This is a genomic window from Streptomyces sp. NPDC045846, assembly GCF_056431605.1.
This window is the reverse complement of sequence record NZ_JBWKKJ010000028.1, coordinates 13,501-29,885: the sequence shown is the minus strand read 5'-3', so window position 1 is coordinate 29,885 and position 16,385 is coordinate 13,501. Positions and strand designations below refer to the sequence as shown.

General features: G+C 66.5%; 13 protein-coding genes, 1 tRNA gene and 1 pseudogene. 11 read left to right on the top strand and 4 right to left on the bottom strand.

Features of this window, described 5'->3' with window-relative positions:
- Nucleotides 1–79 precede the first annotated feature (79 nt).
- Nucleotides 80–745 carry a hypothetical protein gene (locus AC07F3_RS40025; RefSeq protein ID WP_479119872.1) on the bottom strand — a complete coding sequence of 222 codons (666 nt, stop codon included), beginning with the start codon at nucleotides 743–745 and terminating at the stop codon, nucleotides 80–82.
- A gap of 101 nt (nucleotides 746–846) precedes the next feature.
- Here AC07F3_RS40025 and AC07F3_RS40020 point away from each other — a divergent pair, with 101 nt between their 5' ends.
- Nucleotides 847–1,287, top strand: coding sequence for a hypothetical protein (locus AC07F3_RS40020; protein ID WP_479119870.1), 441 nt, complete (start codon nucleotides 847–849; stop codon nucleotides 1,285–1,287).
- 219 nt (nucleotides 1,288–1,506) lie between these two features.
- Nucleotides 1,507–2,395 (top strand): annotated as a pseudogene (locus tag AC07F3_RS40015) (IS982 family transposase).
- A gap of 12 nt (nucleotides 2,396–2,407) precedes the next feature.
- Here AC07F3_RS40015 and AC07F3_RS40010 read toward each other — a convergent pair.
- On the bottom strand, nucleotides 2,408–2,812 hold the full coding sequence (locus AC07F3_RS40010) for an Imm32 family immunity protein (RefSeq protein ID WP_479119869.1): 405 nt from the start codon (nucleotides 2,810–2,812) through the stop codon (nucleotides 2,408–2,410).
- A gap of 367 nt (nucleotides 2,813–3,179) precedes the next feature.
- Between AC07F3_RS40010 and AC07F3_RS40005 the strand changes: the two genes are divergently transcribed.
- Nucleotides 3,180–3,253 (top strand) — tRNA-Met (locus AC07F3_RS40005).
- A gap of 456 nt (nucleotides 3,254–3,709) precedes the next feature.
- A complete protein-coding gene (locus tag AC07F3_RS40000) occupies nucleotides 3,710–4,285 on the top strand; it encodes a DUF6461 domain-containing protein (RefSeq protein ID WP_479119868.1) in 576 nt (191 codons plus the stop codon).
- Between the two features lie 66 nt (nucleotides 4,286–4,351).
- Here the strand turns inward: AC07F3_RS40000 and AC07F3_RS39995 are convergent, their stop codons facing one another.
- Nucleotides 4,352–8,734 (bottom strand): golvesin C-terminal-like domain-containing protein, encoded by a 4,383-nt coding sequence (locus AC07F3_RS39995; protein ID WP_479119866.1) that lies wholly within the window; start codon nucleotides 8,732–8,734, stop codon nucleotides 4,352–4,354.
- Between the two features lie 793 nt (nucleotides 8,735–9,527).
- On the opposite strand from AC07F3_RS39995, the gene AC07F3_RS39990 reads away from it, so the two are divergent.
- Nucleotides 9,528–10,034: a hypothetical protein gene (locus AC07F3_RS39990; protein WP_479119865.1), complete on the top strand. Its 507-nt coding sequence runs from the start codon at nucleotides 9,528–9,530 to the stop codon at nucleotides 10,032–10,034.
- A 246-nt stretch (nucleotides 10,035–10,280) separates the two neighbouring features.
- Here the strand turns inward: AC07F3_RS39990 and AC07F3_RS39985 are convergent, their stop codons facing one another.
- Nucleotides 10,281–10,595, bottom strand: a complete 315-nt coding sequence (locus tag AC07F3_RS39985) for a hypothetical protein (protein ID WP_479119863.1) — start codon at nucleotides 10,593–10,595, stop codon at nucleotides 10,281–10,283.
- A 35-nt stretch (nucleotides 10,596–10,630) separates the two neighbouring features.
- Between AC07F3_RS39985 and AC07F3_RS39980 the strand changes: the two genes are divergently transcribed.
- From AC07F3_RS39980 to AC07F3_RS39955, 6 genes are all read left to right on the top strand, one after another.
- Nucleotides 10,631–10,873 (top strand): hypothetical protein, encoded by a 243-nt coding sequence (locus tag AC07F3_RS39980; RefSeq protein ID WP_479119862.1) that lies wholly within the window; start codon nucleotides 10,631–10,633, stop codon nucleotides 10,871–10,873.
- Nucleotides 10,874–11,576: 703 nt separating this feature from the next.
- Complete coding sequence (locus AC07F3_RS39975) at nucleotides 11,577–11,834, top strand: DUF6221 family protein (protein ID WP_479119860.1); 258 nt, start codon at nucleotides 11,577–11,579, stop codon at nucleotides 11,832–11,834.
- 591 nt (nucleotides 11,835–12,425) lie between these two features.
- Nucleotides 12,426–12,926 (top strand): helix-turn-helix domain-containing protein, encoded by a 501-nt coding sequence (locus tag AC07F3_RS39970; protein WP_479119896.1) that lies wholly within the window; start codon nucleotides 12,426–12,428, stop codon nucleotides 12,924–12,926.
- 248 nt (nucleotides 12,927–13,174) lie between these two features.
- Nucleotides 13,175–14,011 carry an alpha/beta hydrolase gene (locus AC07F3_RS39965; protein WP_479119859.1) on the top strand — a complete coding sequence of 279 codons (837 nt, stop codon included), beginning with the start codon at nucleotides 13,175–13,177 and terminating at the stop codon, nucleotides 14,009–14,011.
- A gap of 477 nt (nucleotides 14,012–14,488) precedes the next feature.
- On the top strand, nucleotides 14,489–14,884 hold the full coding sequence (locus AC07F3_RS39960; protein WP_479119857.1) for a hypothetical protein: 396 nt from the start codon (nucleotides 14,489–14,491) through the stop codon (nucleotides 14,882–14,884).
- A 400-nt stretch (nucleotides 14,885–15,284) separates the two neighbouring features.
- Nucleotides 15,285–15,899 (top strand): hypothetical protein, encoded by a 615-nt coding sequence (locus AC07F3_RS39955; RefSeq protein ID WP_479119856.1) that lies wholly within the window; start codon nucleotides 15,285–15,287, stop codon nucleotides 15,897–15,899.
- Nucleotides 15,900–16,385: the final 486 nt, after the last annotated feature.

Below are 16,385 nucleotides of genomic sequence, written 5' to 3'. Positions count from 1 at the left end.
ATTGGACTAGCGACATGTCTTCCTCCGATCCTGGCCCTACTGCAGGGATCCGCAGTGATGGAGGAGGTTTCTGCGGGCTTCAGTGCCCGACCAGCTCTCGTTCGAGATCCGCGACCTGCCGGTTCAAGGCCTGAACGTTCTGGCCGACCGCCCGCGTGTCCTGCTGCACCCTTTCTCGGGCCCGCGCGGCCGCGGTCTCCACGGCCTTCGCCTCGTCCCGCATCCGCTGTGCCCGCTGGATATCCGGCCGAGCGTTGTAATAGGCGACACGAAATGCCGCGACGTCCTCTCTTGCTTTCCTCACCTTTTCGGCATCGCGGGGGTCGAGCCTTGCCTTGTTGACGCTTTCCTGGGCGGTCCGACCCGCAGTCTCAAGGTTTCCGTGAACCTTGGAGGCGCGCTTGTCAGCAGCGTCCTGCTTCCGCTTTTCATCCCGCGCGTGGGGCCAGGTCCACTTCTGCTTTCCGCCGAATACGATGCCTTTTTCGTCCACCTTCAGGAGCGCGCCGCCGACCTTCACCGGGGTGAAACCCAGAGCTATGGCGCCGAGGCCGACCTTGAGACCTTCCACGCTGGAACTCAGGGCGCTAATGGTGTTGGCCCAGCCGTTCACCGTCAGTCCGAGCCCATTGACGGCAAAGCTGACATCGTTGATCTTCTTGTTGTAAGTGCTGTGCTCTTTCTCAGTATCCTCAAACTTCTTGACGAAGTAGTCGGGTACCAGGAGGCCCGGGTCGATGGCCATTTCTCCACCCCATCAGTTCGGCTTGGATTCGACTCTTGATCTTGTTCTGCCGTGCGTGGTACTTTGCTTCGACTTTGTGATCTTCGAAACGTGGGGGTTCCGTGCCCGGATGGATCTACCAGAATTCTCTGTGGATTCTGTATGCGTTCATCATGCTGCTTCCGACTGCGATTTACGTGATCCCATTCGGTGCGTACCCGCTCCTGGTGGAGCGTCGGCTCCGAAAGAAGGGCGTGACTGTTCCCGCCACGTGCACCGGTGCCTCCTGGGACGAGGGCCGGGTGCTGGAATTCTTCTCCTTCGCGACCGTGGCTGGAGATCGGTCGTCGTACCGAAGCCCTTTGGCCGACGGGCGCATGTCACGCGACGGGGAAGAAGTGCGCATAATTTATGACCCCAAGGCGCCGCACAGTAGGGCGCGCACGGAAATGGAGCTGTTCGGTGGCAGGTCCCAGGCTCGCGGTGATCTGTGGCGCGGAATCATGCTGTTGGCGGTGATCAACGTGATGCTCCTGCCTTTTGCTGTCCTGTACCTCATCTGATCCGCCGCTCGCGTCGTGAGCGCCGATGTGATGAGCCTCAGCCGAAAAAGCGAGCGAGTTCGGCGGCCGACGGGGCGGCTCGGAGGACTCCACGGCCGGGAGCGTCTCCGCCGGCTGCGGGGGACCCGGCCGCGGCACAGCCTCCGGCGGGGCAGCCCTTAGACGAGTAGATCCGAAGTTCCGCCCCCGGCAAGGGGCGAAGGTGTCCAAGATCAGTTTGTGACGACCGACCTGAACACCCGCTTGGCCGCACTGTATGTGAAGATCGACGACGAGATCGGGGGAACGCGTTGGATGGGGCGACCCCCGCTGCTCAGCGACTCCGAACTCGTCTGCCTGGCCGTGGCCCAGGCGTTGCTGGGCTACCACTCCGAGGCTCGCTGGCTGCGCTATGCGAACAAGCACCTGTCCGCCATGTTCCCCTACCTGCCGCAGCGGGCGGGCTACAACAAGCACCTGCGGACGGCATTGCCCCTAGTGAAGCGCATGATCCGGGAGTTGGCCATGGACAGCGACTTCTGGTTCGACAACCACTGGATTACCGACTCGACGCCGGTACCGTGCGGCATGTCACGCTCAACCGTCCAGCGGTCCAACCTCACAAGTTGGGCCGGCTACGGCTACTGCGCCTCTCACTCCCGATTCTTCTGGGGCCTGCGCCTCTACCTGGTCTGCACGCCGACCGGCATGCCGATCATGTGGGCGCTGGCCAACCCGAAGATCGGCGAGCGCGAGGTCCTGGCTGCGATGCTGGAGGTCGACGCCCACCTGGTCGCTGACCGCGAGGGCATCCTGCTGATCTCCAACAAGGGCTTCGCCTCGAAGACGTTCGAGAAAGACCTGGCGCAGCTCAGCATCGAGTTGCTGCGTCCCTCGCTCAAGCATGTAGCGCTACGGCGAACCGATGCTCACGAAGGTCCGCCAGTTGATCGAGTCGGTCAACGACACACTCAAAGGGCAGCTCGACCTGGAACAACACGGCGTGCGGGCCTTCGAGGGCGTCGCGGTCCGGGTCGCCCAACGCATCCTGGCGATGGCCGCAGGCATCTGGCACAACAATGCCATCGGCGCACCGGTCAACCGCTCGCTAATCGCCTATGACCATTGATCGCCGTGTTGCTCATCGAGTGGGAGGACCTTCACCCGGGATGCCAACTACCAAGGGCATGGATTCCTCAACGAGGTAGGGATGCCCGGGAAAGTGGTCGATGTGGCGGTGGCCGCCGCCGTCCACAGTGGCCATGGCAGTGGTCGTGGCATACAGATTGTCCGCGAAGAGGGCCCTGGCGACGGGATCGCCGCTGATCACAAGGATCTGACGCTGGGAGTCGAGATGGATCAACACCCCAGGCCCGGGAGCCTCCCTGACTTCGACCCCCGCCAAGGTCTCGCTGCCTAGCACAGTCGCAGACATGGAGCTGATGAATCCTGCGCCCTGGGCCACCGCGCCTGCCAAGTGGGCCAGTTCTATCGCCGAACCAGTGAGTTCCACTTCGCCGAAGATGGGGTCGGACACGAGAATCATGGGCGTCGCTCCTGCAAGGGTCGGGACGGGACCGGGAAGATCACCCACCCTACGTAGCGGCCAGCAAAGCCGTGAGGCGTGATCACATACATCGGATCTACGCATCTAGCGGGAAACACGGACCAGCCACCCGTCCGCAGACCCGCCGACCGCTCTACGGGAGGAGCACGTCACCCAGCTGTCGCCGTCCGGTGTGCCCAGGGTTGACGATCCGCGTACGGCCACGATGCCGCCGCTCTGACAGGACGGTGGCCATCCGGGCGGTCCCGTGTTCCATCGCACGTTGCACGGGACCGCCGCCTGTCCGTCTTCGAGGAGCAGATGGTCGGCCCGGCCCCTGCCGGTGGCGTAGGGTTGTGTTCACCGACGCGGGGTGGAGCAGCTCGGTAGCTCGCTGGGCTCATAACCCAGAGGTCGCAGGTTCAAATCCTGTCCCCGCTACTTCTACGGCCCCCTGACTCCACGTCAGGGGGCCGTACGCGTACGTGGCCCGGCTATTACGTGGCCGTGACATCCCACATGTCGTCCGGAGCACCTTGACCAGCAATGAAAACGGCACGACGGAGGCTCCCCGGCGGCCCCCTAGGCAGCGGACGCTACAAGTAGCGCAACAACGTCGAACGCGCGTATGCCACCTCAAGGGCCCCCGTGCTGTCGCCGCACGCTACGAGAATCGTGCCCACATCTACCTCGGCACCGTCACCCTCGCAATCCTCACCATCTGCCTTCGCACGTGATCCAAGCGGCAGCACTTCGGCCGTCGCGGACCTTGTTCGTCTCGCGCCCGCATTGCGCTACCAGTTCAACGACACAGGCGGGCCGGAAGCCTGCGCGCCGGTCGGGTATCGTCACTGCGCGCGCTAATAAGCAGTGTGTGAGGCCTGGCGAGGAGGGGCGATGACCGGCGACGGTGTGCAGTGGATCCCGGACGTGTTCGACACGTACTGCTTGGCACTCGCCCGAGGCATCACCGTCTCCGAACTTGTCCGGCGGATGGGGGCGGACATCGCTGCCGTCCGGCACGGCGTCACGGGTGGGGACGCCTTCTCGCTGGCGATGCGGGAGGGCCCCGTAGCACTCCTCGGCACAAGCGGGGGATGGGCCTTCTCCCTGGAGCACTGGAGCGATCAGGCGGCCGACAACGGCGTTCTCGGCCGTCTGTCCACGGGCACGCAAGCGGTGCTGCTGCTCAATGGCGGAACCGGGCCGTTGAGGCTCGCCTACGCGGACAACGGGTCAGTCGTGGCCGACTTCGAGCCCGGCGTGCCCGCGGCGGAGATAGGCACTTCGGCTGCCGACCACTTGGTGGCCAGCGCCCGGGACGCGGGACTTTTCGAAACAGATGGAGGCCCCGCTCTGGGGGATGGCGACGAGGAGCTGTGGATGCTCCGGTTCGCGGAAGAGGCCCTTGGACTTACCCTGTCTCGCAATGAGTTGGAGCACGGCACCCTCGATGCCGTGCTCCTTCCCTGATGATCGGCGTCTGACACGGGTATCAGGGCAAACCCTTGATACCCCTTCGTTCAGGCCTTCAGCGTGTTACTTGCGTGTGCGGACCCAGCAGATCTGGGAGAGGTCCTTGCAGTCCTCGAATCCGGGCGTGCTGACGAAGAACTTGTCCTTGTCGAGCATGCGGTTCTTGGGCACGAAGAACAGTCCGATGCGGTTGGCCGCTCCGGAGTTCTCGTCGCCGGGGATACTGGCCCGGCCGCAGATCTCGTCCCAGGTGTTGACTCGGCTGTAGCTCGTGTCCTCCAGCAGTGTCCAGCCACCCCCGGCCAGCGGCGAGGCGTACAGCTGCGTGCACTGCTTGCCGTTGTCCACTGCCTGCGGAGGCATGCCGCCGCTCTGGTAGGTGGCGGCGAAGGGGTACTCGTCACAGCTCGACGTCGTTCCCGGCGGGTTGGAGGCGGGGTTTCCGACCCACTTGTCCGGACCGTCCTTGGGACAGATGACCTTCCGGTTGGCACTCTGGCGGGTCTTGTCCGCGAGGTAGTTCAACGGGGCGTTGTGGTCGCGGCTGCCCGGGTGGGACGGCAGATTCTGCATGAGGGTCCAGTAGAAGGCCGCGGCCGCCGGGTTCTGCTCCGAGTTCACGACGTACGTGGGTGTGTATTCGGGGAAGACGCAGCCGGGCGCGTTCCGGGTGCCCTTGGCTTCGCGGTCGCAGCGCACGGCCATCTCGTTGGACGTGTAGCTGGCGGTAGTGGTCTGCTTGCCCTCGATCTTGCCCGACAGCGTCCAGTCGAGTTTCATCCGGTCGTTGCCGGACGTCCCGGTCCAGGTCTGCTCCACCGTGGCCGTCGCCGTGTGGCTGTCGGCGGCGGTTGCCCACAGGTTGGGCGCGGACCAGGTGATCGCGCCTGTGGTGCAGTTCGGGCTGCACGACGGGGCGATGTCGACACTGACGGCGAGCATCTTGGGATCTGTCCTGTACGGCGTCAGTGAGATGGTCTGGGTGAACTTCTCGCTGTCGACGTTCAGATCGATCTCGTGCTGGTAGAGGTACGTCCACGACGCGAACAGAGTGTCGTTGACGATCTGCTGGACGTCGACGAGGCTTTGCATGCACCCCTTGGTCCGGGTGAAGAACCGGCCGGCCGAGTTGGCGGAGCAGAACGGTGTGCCGGATGCGGCGGCCGCCCTGGGTTGTGCCGCGAACCCCTTGGGCGGCGTGGTGGCGGGTCCGATGCAGATCTTGGTGTTCGGTTTGCCCTTGACCGGGGTGCAGTTCTTGGCTGCAGCGGCTTCTGGCGCGGCCGATCTGCCCTGGGGTGCGACAGCCGAGGACTTCACGGAGAAGGGGCTGCCCGGCAGAACGCTGACCGACTCCTGGTCCGCGGGCTCGGGAGCGCTGGGGTTGGGGTCGGGCAGCCGGATGTCGGGCACGGCGCCGGGAACATCGTAGGTGCCGGGTATGAACGCCACGGCGTCGAAGGCGATGTCCTGGTCGCCAGTGCCGTCGTCGGTGATGGACGACAGGCGGACCTCGGGGCTGCTGTTGAGCCGGAAGACCCCGAGGGGCACCCACCGGTTGGTGTTGCCTTCCTGGGAGATCACCCTGGTCTCGGTGCCGCGCGCCGTGTCGATCTCGTAGCGGGCCCGGGTGGTCTGGGCGCCGTGGTCGGGGATGTGGACCATGATCTTGGCTTGGCCCTTGAGGTCCACGTTCGGCTTCCACCTGCCGGTGACCTTCAGGCGCTGGCCCTTGGCGTCGTCCTGGCGGGTGTGGGTGAAGTAGAAGTGGCCGCCGAAGCCCGCGCCGAGCTGATGGGTGTCCACCTTGCCGGGGTACACCGTCTCAACGCTGTTCTGCCAGTAGTCGAGGGTGAAGGTGCCGTTGCTGTCCCAGTACTTGGGGCAGTTGGGGCGGATGGACGGCACGGTGGTGGGGACGTCGTCCACGATCACCGCGTTCGCGGGCAGTCCGGTATTGCCGCAGGCCGGCGGATAGGCAGTGCCGTCTGCTTCCTCGGCGTAGGTGGTGTTGAACCGAACGAGCTCGTTGCCGCAGCTGTAGGAGCAGTCCTTCTTCCACGTCACCGGCTTGTTCCACCAGCACTTGGAATCGTCCCGGCCGCACGGGCCGGAGGTGGCGTTGGCGTTGCTGGCGCTGTCGGAAATGCGGCTGGGGTCACAGGTGTTGGACGTGTCGCAGAACTGGTTCTCCGGCGGCTTCACATGCGCCCGGTTGTACTTGGCGCTTCCTTCGACCATGACCGCCTTGTCGGAGCCGTTCCACCAGGCGTTGCGGAATGCGGCAACCGTGGTACCGGGTGATTCCAGGTAGGCGGGCGGGTGAGCGGCAAACCCGAGGACCTTCTCGGGGTAGGGCCAGTTCTGGGGATGCGCCGCCGCCGAGGCATCGTCGCTTCCGTCGCCCTTCTCCATGAACGGCAGGCGTCCGGCGTCCCATTCGGGGTTGGCCGGGTTGTTGGCCCAGCCCAGTCCCCAGGCGCCGCCGTTGGCCGCGGCTTCGCTCTGGGGATGGAACCCGGAGTTGTAGGCCCACAGGGCGTAGAACCAGTTCTCCAGGTGCGCGGGGGCGCCGTCGTTGATGGTCAGGCCTGCGGCGCGGGTCTCGTTCCATTTGGTGGCGAGGATCTGAAGACCCGCCGCGATGTTGGCGGTGTAGTCCAGCGCGACCGCACGCTGCGTCTGGTAGGGCCAGGCGGCGCCGCCGTGCCCGTCCTCCTTGCCCGCCAGTCGCATGTGGTCGGTGACCTGCGTAATGCCGTAACCGCAGTCGGCCTTGGCCCAGTTGATGTCCCAGTCGTTGCTGGTGTCACCGTCGTAGAGGTTGATGCCGTAGAAGTTCCCGATCAGCGGGTTCCCGGTGACACCTGGGACCGCGCTGCGCGACGCTTGCCACATGTTGGACTCCTGCGCGGTCACTCCGAGGAGTACCTGTGCCGGCACCCTGCCGCCCCCGTCCAGTGTGGGTGCCGGAAAGAGGGTCTGCGGCTGGTAGGCCGGCATGCCCAGGTTCTTCCAGTTGGCAGGTCGTGAGACCTTCGCGTTCAGGTTGCCGACGATGGCCTGGTCAACGGCCCATTCCACCTGCCGCGGCTTGGGCTGCATCGCCTGGTTGAGCGGGTCGTTGCGCGGCACCGAGCATGTGCGGTTGTCGTCGACGGGTGTCTTGGACTGGTCTTCGCCGGACGCCAGGGCACTGCGCGAGGCCTTCCTCGCCCCTCCTCGCGGTGCGTTGAGTCTGGGGGACTGCGCCCGCCCCTCGCCGATGTGAGCGGAGGGCCGAGCGGCGGGGTCGACGGTGAAAGCCGCCTTTTTACGGGTACCAGGTACGTCCAAGGAGATGTTCACCGGGCGGGCCGCTCCGGTGTCCTGCGGCTGAATCCGTGAGTCCTTGCCGTCGGCCCACCGGGTATCGGTCACCACGCCTTCGCCCCGGGTGGTCACCACGGCGTCCTTGGAGGAACCGGGCAGCTGACGCACCGAGGCCGGAAGCGGAGCGGCAGCGAGGTGTGTCTGGCCTGTCACGTAGACCGTGCCGGCGCCGGCCGCCAGGCCTGTTCCGCCCGCGGGTCCTTCGGCCAGCACCGTGGGTTGTGGCGCGCTGAGTGCCGACCGTGGTTCCACCAGCGCTGCTACGCGCTTGACTCGGGTAGTGGCGCTCGGCTCGGCCGATTGCCTGTCCAGAAACACGATCGCGCCCTGCTTGTCGGCCGTCACCCGGTAGGGCACGCCGTTGGTGCGAGCCAGGGTCGAGGTCTGGCCTTGGGCGCCCACCGAGATCAGCTGGGTGCCGCGGGCTGCGGCGATCGTTCCCCGGGCCGCGGGAACGGCCGACGTCACTTGTCCCTTGACCGTGACCGGCGTGCTGAGTTTGCCAGTGGTGGCGTCCACCTGGACCAGGCGCGTCTCGCTCTTTTCCTGACCGCCGGACTGCGTGAACACCGCCGTCTCGCCGGTGCCGCATCCCGGGTTGTAGTACGACAGGGACGCCTGCAGATCGAGCTTGGTCACCTTGCCCGTGGCCAGCTCTACGACTGCGGTGAAGCCGCCCCGCGCCATCAACTGCGCGTCATTGGTGAAACTTCGCGGCGCGTAGACCACGACCGCACGGGTGCCGGAGCCGGTCACACATGCGTTGCCGAGCCACATGTCGGCATCGAAGCCCGGTTCCGACAGCGTGGCCGCCGTCTTCCAGGTGTATCCGTCCTTCTTCTCTGCCGTCAGTACGTGAAAGCCCGCCGCGTCCGCGGTCGTCGTCCACGCGCGGTCCTGGGACGACTTCCACGAGCCCCCCAGAACTGCGTCGCGCTGGGCGGCGGGTACGTCGACCGGTTCGGATGCGTTGGGTACGGAAACAGGGGGACCCGCAACAGGACCCTGGGCCCAGGCCGATGCCTGTATGAGCCCGGTGAGTGTCGCCCCGGCGGCCACAACCGCCAGCGACACGCTCACTCTTCGAGAGAACGCCACACTTCTTCCTTCGATGGTCGCGCAGGCTGAAGGAAGGCTTCACACATGACGGTACGCCGCAGGGCCAGGGCCTGTGGCCTGACCTTCGCCCAATGGGCAGGACATACAACCCCCGCATGAACACCAGTACGGGACGCCATGCGCGCCTCCCCCGCCGTACTTGCAGCCTGGAGGCTACCCGACGCGCTCACAGGAAACCAACAGGAACTACACGGACGCCAGGTCTTCGCCTCCAGTGACCTGGCCTCCCAACGCCCCCTGCATTGCCCGGTATTCGGCCCGCCCCGCTGACAGAGATCGCCTCTCGCACGCATCGACGTTTCCGATGCCATCCACCGATACACGTCCGCCCCGTGCTGCGGCGTCTGTTGGTTTCCTGTGAGGGCGTCCGGTACTGTCACGCCGCACATATGGTTCCGGGGGGAAACGCGCATGACACCTATTCACAGGTGCAGACCGACCGCATCTGCCGACCAAGCGGCGACCACGTGGCAGCACCCCCCCTCTGGACGGGACCACCCGCGAACCCCAGGGTGCCCGCTCGCCGTACGCTCCTGAATACCGTCGGCCAGGCATCGGACGTCGGCCGCCTGCTCGACCAGGCTTGCCCAGCCTGACAGCGCGGTAACACCTCGCTTGCCGGCACCTGCTCCGAGGCCGCCAACTCCTATACCCCGGGCTGTCGTTGGTGCAGCCCTGGAGCTGGCCTGTCCAGCCCCCCACCTGCCGTCGCGGAAATCCGTGCGGCCTAGATCCGAAAGAGGCAATCATGTCCACCACAGCCCCTCGGCGTCTCCGCTCGCGCGCCGGGCTGGCCCTGGCCAGTCTGTTCGCCGCCCTCATCTCCCTCATCGTGCTGCCGGGCACCGCGTGGGCCGCCTGCGGCCGTTACACCTGCGACGGCCACGACCCCAATGTCCAGACCTGGCAGAGCGGCCCCTACACCGCCTCGGGCCCGTACGACTTCGGCGGCGGTTTCTCCATAGAACTCCGCAAGGGCACCACCGACGGAGACCCCTACGCCTGGGCGAGGGCCCGCTTCCCCGGGGGCAGCAACGAGAACGAGTACACGATGTACGTCGAGCGCTGCCACCTCGACCACACCGTCTGCGAGATCCTCGGCCAGCGTCAGGCAGGCGGGTCCTGGACCACCGACTCCACTCCCAACTACTACCTCACCCGCTCCGCCATGTACTACGACCCCAGCGACCGCACCATCCGTGCCTGCCTCTACCACGGCGACTGGAACAGGCGCACCTGCACCGGCTGGGCATAGAGCCCAGCCAGGACGCCAGGCTCGGGCCTGCGCTGCCACCCGGCACGCGCAGGCCCGCCCCTGCGACCGGAAGACGGCGACTCCTGGCAGCTCGCGCCTCCCAGCCATTGTGGTAGGACATGCCCACCGAGCGGTTTCTGGCTCGAAGCGCGGGGTCCGTCCGGGGAGGCCCAGTTGCTCACCGTCGACGTGGACTCCCAGCGGTGCCATACGGCGCTGCTGAATCTCACCCGCCCTGGCCCCGGTTCAGTCCGGCACGTGATGAGGCCGACATGCAGTATCACGGCTGGCCGCGCACCAGCCGAGACTCGTCGCGGCGGCCAGCGGGTCGTCGGCGGCCGTGGCGGCGAGCTGGTGCCCGCTTCTGCGCGCCCTGTGATACGAGCGCCGCGCTGTCAAGAGGCAGCAACCCTCCCAACGCGCGGCCTCGGCGAGCTGTCCCACGTCGTTGCGCAGGGAGACGAGGCGCTCGAACAGGGCGATCCCGGCGACCGCCGCCGGGGCCGTGTCCCCTTCGAGGCGGGGAGTGAACGGGTAGAGCCGGTCGGGGCCGGGCCGCAACGTGGCAGTGCGCTCGGCGAGTTCGCTCAGCGGGAATGGGCATCGTTCTGTTCATTTTCGCGTTCCGATTCCGCACGGCAGGCACGGGCGTCCGGACCACCTCCATCGTTCTGGCGAGTGTGCAGATCGTGTTGGCGCTGGGCGGGACCGCCCGCGGCATCCAAGGCAGAATCTTTGCCCTGACCGGGGCAATTGTCATGGTGGTCCTTCTCAGCCAGCGCACCGCGGGCCAGTGGTTCAGGAGGCCTCGCACCCCGGCCGGACCCGCGGCGTACTGACTGTTGCCAGCCCGCCGGATGATGCGGGAAGAGGGCGTAGCCACGCATGTGACACTGACGGCCCTCCGTCGCGCCCACCTGCGTCAGCGTTCAACCGGCTGCAGCGCCTTTCTGCCCACCCCCGACGACAACAGGGAGGTCTACGTGGCCTCGATAGGGCATGTCTTGGAAAGTGCTGGTGCGCTGGGTGGGCCGTCCGGGATAGTCGCGGGCGGCCCTCCAGACGGTGAGGATCGGGACCGACAGTGCCGGCAGGTCACAGCCACACGTTGATCGCAGCGATGAGGACGATGGCCTCGAAGCGGCCCGCGAGCTTGCCGAACCGGGTGCCCACCGCTCGGTTCCGCCTCAGCCGGTTGATGTCGTAGAGACGTGACGTCGAATGTGTCGCCCTGGGCGTAGTGGTGCAGAAGACGCATCGTGCGGCTTTCGTATGAGTGCGTGTCTGTGATGGAACGCATGCTCATGCGGGGGCCGTCAGCCTGTCTGTTGGGCGACTCTCAACGTGAGCACGTACGTGAAGGCTCGCGACGTTCCTGGTGAACACGAACGTTGATCTCGACGGGCAGTCTGATGGCGCTTCGTGTGCGACGACACGGTGAACACGAAGCGCCATCGCCTACCAGCCCGCCCCCGTCTCGCCGCCGTCCTCATCTGGACAGCCGCTTGACGGTCGAGGCGCATTGCCCGCGAAGATGGACACATGGACGATCTTGTGAAGTTCCTCGTCGCTCGCATCATGGACGACAACCATGCCTATGCCTACGTAGCCGACACCCTGGGCGGCGAGGCTTTTCTGGACAGCCATCTGCCCATGCTCGACCTGATCGAGCAACTGGCGCACGACTACAAGTCCATGGCCCCCTCGGACTCCCGCTCGGCCGGCCTGGCGTACGCACTGCGAGTCCTTGCCCAGTCATACGCCGGCCACCCTGCCTACCGCCAGGAATGGCGCCCATAGCCGTTCAAGGAGCCAGGCCCGGTGCGACCCAGAAGTTAATATGTGCCGCGCCGACGGAGTGCAGAGCGGTCACCGATCCAGGGCCTATGGCACTTGCTTTCGCTCTGGATGAGGAAAGTCGCCAAACGGGTGCGCCGGAACAAGACGACTCACGCATGACAGCGGTGTGCGCCCGGTCCCGCACGCATCAGCCGAAGACTAAGTCTGCCCGGCCTGCTCTCGCCGGACGGTGACATGCCGTCGGCAGATCTCCATCAGTCCCCAGAAGGATTCGGCGTTCACACGGCACACACTGCCAGGTGCCGCTGACAGGCGTGGAGATCACTTCCGCGAAGGCCAGGTCGATTGAGCTGCTGCCAACGCCGGACCGTCGGTTACTTGGCAACTCGGCAGGTCAGTGCCGCGCCACCGGCCATCCATTTTGCGACAGGACAGACACGGCTTTGCTGGCGACCGGCGCCGCGCACCGGTTGACTGCGGTGGAGGGGGACGCCTCTGGGATGAGCGTCCGGTTTTTCGTCGAGGAGAGCGCGGCCTCCCCGCTCCTCGCGTCGCTGCCCGAGGTGATCGTGCTGCGTCGCCGAACCCGGTCTGGAGTGGCTCCCGCTCAGCGCCGGTCTCCTTGCGGCCGAGATCGCCGACCCGAGCGACGGGTCGCGGGCGATGGCGTCCAGGCTGCTTGGCCTGCTGTTCATCAAGGCGCTGCGCGCCTGGTCCGACGCCCATGGGGCCAGCGGCAGCCCGGGGTCGCTGACCGCCGCGCTCGACCGGTCCCTCGGGCCCGCCCTGTGGGCCATCCACCGCCACCCCGAGCAGCTCTGGACGGTGGAGGAGCTGGCCGGGCTCGCCTCGCTGTCCCGGGCCGCGTTCGCGGCCCGCTTCACCCACCTGGCCGGCGATCCGCGCGCCCGCTACCTGGCCCGGCTCCGACTGGCCCGCGCCGCCGTCCGGATCGCCACTGCCGCCGAACCGGTGGGAGCGATCGGCAAGGCTCTGGGGTACGAGCCGGAGGCGGCTTCCTCTCGTGCCTTCGCCCGCGAGTACGGCACTGCCCCCGGTGACCGGCGCGCCAACCGAAACGGATGGCCCTAGCCTTGATGAGGGAGCCGGTGGCACCACCACGGCCTCCGCTCTCCGTCCGGGCGCGCCGAAAGGCCCGGACGAGCGGTTGGGCGAAAAATGGAAGCGCGGCGATCATTCCGCTCCCTCCACGACCGGAATAGCGTTTTCCGTATCGGTGGAAGGCCGCCGACGAGCCGCGGCACAGAGACGCGCGGCGGAACACCGAACCGGCAGGCAGCGGGCCCATCCCCTCGGCCGGAGAGATCAGAGTGAGACTCATGGAACGAGAAGCGGCCACGGACACCGTCGTCCTCATCCACGGCCTCTGGATGACCCCTCTGTCGTGGGAAAACTGGGTCACCCGCTACGAGCAGCGTGGCCTCAAGGTGATCACCCCCGGCTACCCCGGCATCCAGCCCGGCACCGCCGGGGTCCAGGCCCTGCGCGACGACCCCTCCCCGCTGGCGGGCCTGGGCGTGACCGAGGTCTTCGACCACCTCAAGCACGTCATCGGCGGCCTGGACACGAAGCCGATCATCATGGGGCACTCGTTCGGCGGCGCCTTCGTCCAGCTCCTCCTCGACGCCGGGTACGGCTCGGCCGGCGTGTCCATCAACGGCGCGGCCGTGAAGGGAATCAAGTCCCTCCCGTTCAGCGAGATCAAGGCGACCTTCCCCGTCCTGAAGAACCCGGCCAACAAGAGCCGCGCGGTACCGATCACCGAGAAGGAATTTCACTACGCCTTCACCAACAACCTCAGCGAGGAGGAGTCGAAGGCCGTCTACGACCGCTACTCGGTCCCCGTCTCGGGCCGCATCCTCTTTCAGGGCGGATTCGCGAACTTCACCCCGAGCGCGACGACGACCTACGACTTCGCCAACAACGACCGCGCCCCGCTGCTGTTCATCTCCGGCGGCAACGACAACATCCTGCCGCCCTCTGTCCAGCGCGAGAACTACGAGAAGAACGCCAAGCGCTCGAAGGCGATCACCGCCTACAAGCTCTTCGACGGCCGCAGCCACTACACCTGCGGCGAACCCGGCTGGGAAGCCGTGGCCGACCTCGCCCTCGACTGGGCCCTCTCGCCCACCCCCGGCGACCTCGACCAGCCCTAACCTCCTGCCTACCCCACCGCATCGCCGTACCGGTCGCGGCCGATCCGCGCCCGGACGCTCTCGGTCGACCGGCAGGCATGCCCAGCATCGAAGCGCGAGGCATGATGTCGATCCCTCCGCTCCAGGTCCGCGTCCAGGCAGCCGCGCTATGGGCCGCCTTCGGCTTACCCCTCCCGCTGCGGCGACTGACGGCCGCACCGCCGGTATGGCGCGATGACCAGGAACTCGCTCTGGACGCCCAGTTGTTCCTCCGGCTGACGCGGATCGCCGGATGCAGACTCGTCGTGAACGGTGATGTGAACGTGGCTTTGTTCATGAACGGACAGCAGATGTTCACCACTTCGGGAGGCACCGCTGTCTGGCACTGTTCAACTGTGGCAGCAGCATTCGTGCTTCAGCATCCGCGGGCGCCGCGCCGGCCACTGACGCCTTCTGCCGTCGAACACGGCTGCGTGAGCAAGGTGCGATCCTGCATGTATGAACCATCTGGGCGACGCACACCTCCGCACCTGGACGCTGCGTTTTATGGCACTCCTCGCAGCCGACACGCGTGATCAGCTTGCCTGGCTGGGCGAGCGCGAGCTGGAGACGAAGGACATTGTTGAAGAGGTGGAGCTTCTCTGCCGCGTTTCCGAGGAACTCGCGGAGCGCGGAGCCTTCGAGCCCAAGGATCTGCACGGTCTTCGGGCCATCGGCCGTCGCCTCGGCGAGATCGATGCCGCCTGCCGCGTCGGCCTCTGGACCAACGCCCTGGCCACGGATCCGGCGTGGGACGACATCCGTCCTCTCGCCCGCCAATTTCTCCTGACGACGCTGGGCGACTGGCGTCAGCCACTGCCACGCCCCGTACGTCCGTACAGGGGCGAGCCTTGAGCTCATCCCGGCCGCCTGCGCGACTCTGACGCAGCCGACGCGCCGCACACACGAAGACGCGGAACGTCGTGGCGACGTTCTTCGGATGGACGTCGGCAGGTAGCCGCCGCATACCGCCTATCAGACCTCGGCAGCCGCATCTCAGACCGAGACTCAAGCAGCGGTCGAATACCTGGTGTGCTCTGCTGCCTCCCGAAGTGGTGAACATTTGCTGTCCGTTCCCGTTCTCATGAACAAAGCCACTTGACTGGTCGCAACGAAGTTACGAGCAGCTCTGCGCCTTGTGTCGGGCACCTTCGCCGTGCGGTGGGCCTACTCAGTCCGGTTGTGTGGGAGGACCGGGGCCCGCTGAGTAGAAGTGCTCAGGTGTGGGGGCCTGGTGCTGCCTAGCGTGGCGTTCATGACACAGAGCGGATCGCGGGTCGGGTACGGCATCAAGGCACTGGGCGTTGCAAGCATCGTCACTGCGGTGGTGATGGTGACGGCCGGCGGTGTGTGGGCGGTGGGTGCGGTGAGCGGCTTTTTCGGAGGGCGGACGTGGCCGCAGGCCAACCCTGTGAAGACGGCCGACCGGCTGCAGGATCACTCCCGCCTGGTGCGGGCCGTGGTTGACCTGCCCCAGATGCCTGTCGAGGACAACTACGTGGACACCGATGGTTGTTATGGGGGCGGGTGGACTCAGATCGACGTGGCGCAGGACAGGGTGGTCGGCGTCGGGCATCACTGGAAGATCCCGCGCCTCTCGCAGCAGACAGCACAAACCGTTATGGACCGTGTACGGGCCCGCTTCGCCTCAAAGGACTGGAAGCTGACCGACAACACCACGCGGCACGAAACCGACTGGACCGACCTCGGCTTCCGCATGGAAGACCCCGAGACCGGCGACATGCTCGACCTGGCCTGGAACAACCGGGGCAGCACACTCATCGTGGACGTCTACGCCCCGTGCGCCAAAGTCTCCGCCGACTTCTCCGGCAACGAACGAAACCCCGTGGCCACGCCGCGGGATCTGTGACCCGCCGCCGAGCGCTGCACAAGCGTTCAGCGGCGCCGGTCGAGCCGTGCCGGGAACTGCGATCAACAGATCATCCCACTTCGCAGGGGGGCGAGCCAGAACCCTTGGCCGGGCGACTGTCTTGCTACGCGGTGGCCCTGGCGCCAAGGAGAGGAGGGCGTCAGGACCGGTGAACACGAACCGCCCGCGGGGGAAGGGCGGGAGTCCCACGTGTCGTGCGGTCCAATGCCCAGCCAGGCTCGAGGTCCCGCCCCCGCCGCCGGGGGCCAGAAGCGGAACTCCGGCCCGTGCTTGGGCGGGCGCCCGCCCTGGAGGTCGTAGATGCGAGGGAGCTTGGGCAGGCGCGTCACTCGGTCGCTGCGGATCCGGCCGACCCGTTCTACGGGAAGGTCCCGTACTACCCAGGCCAGACGGATGACGCCGAAACCGATGTCTGGGTTCCCGGACTGCCCTGGCCGGTCGTGACGAGATGCTGGACCACGGCCC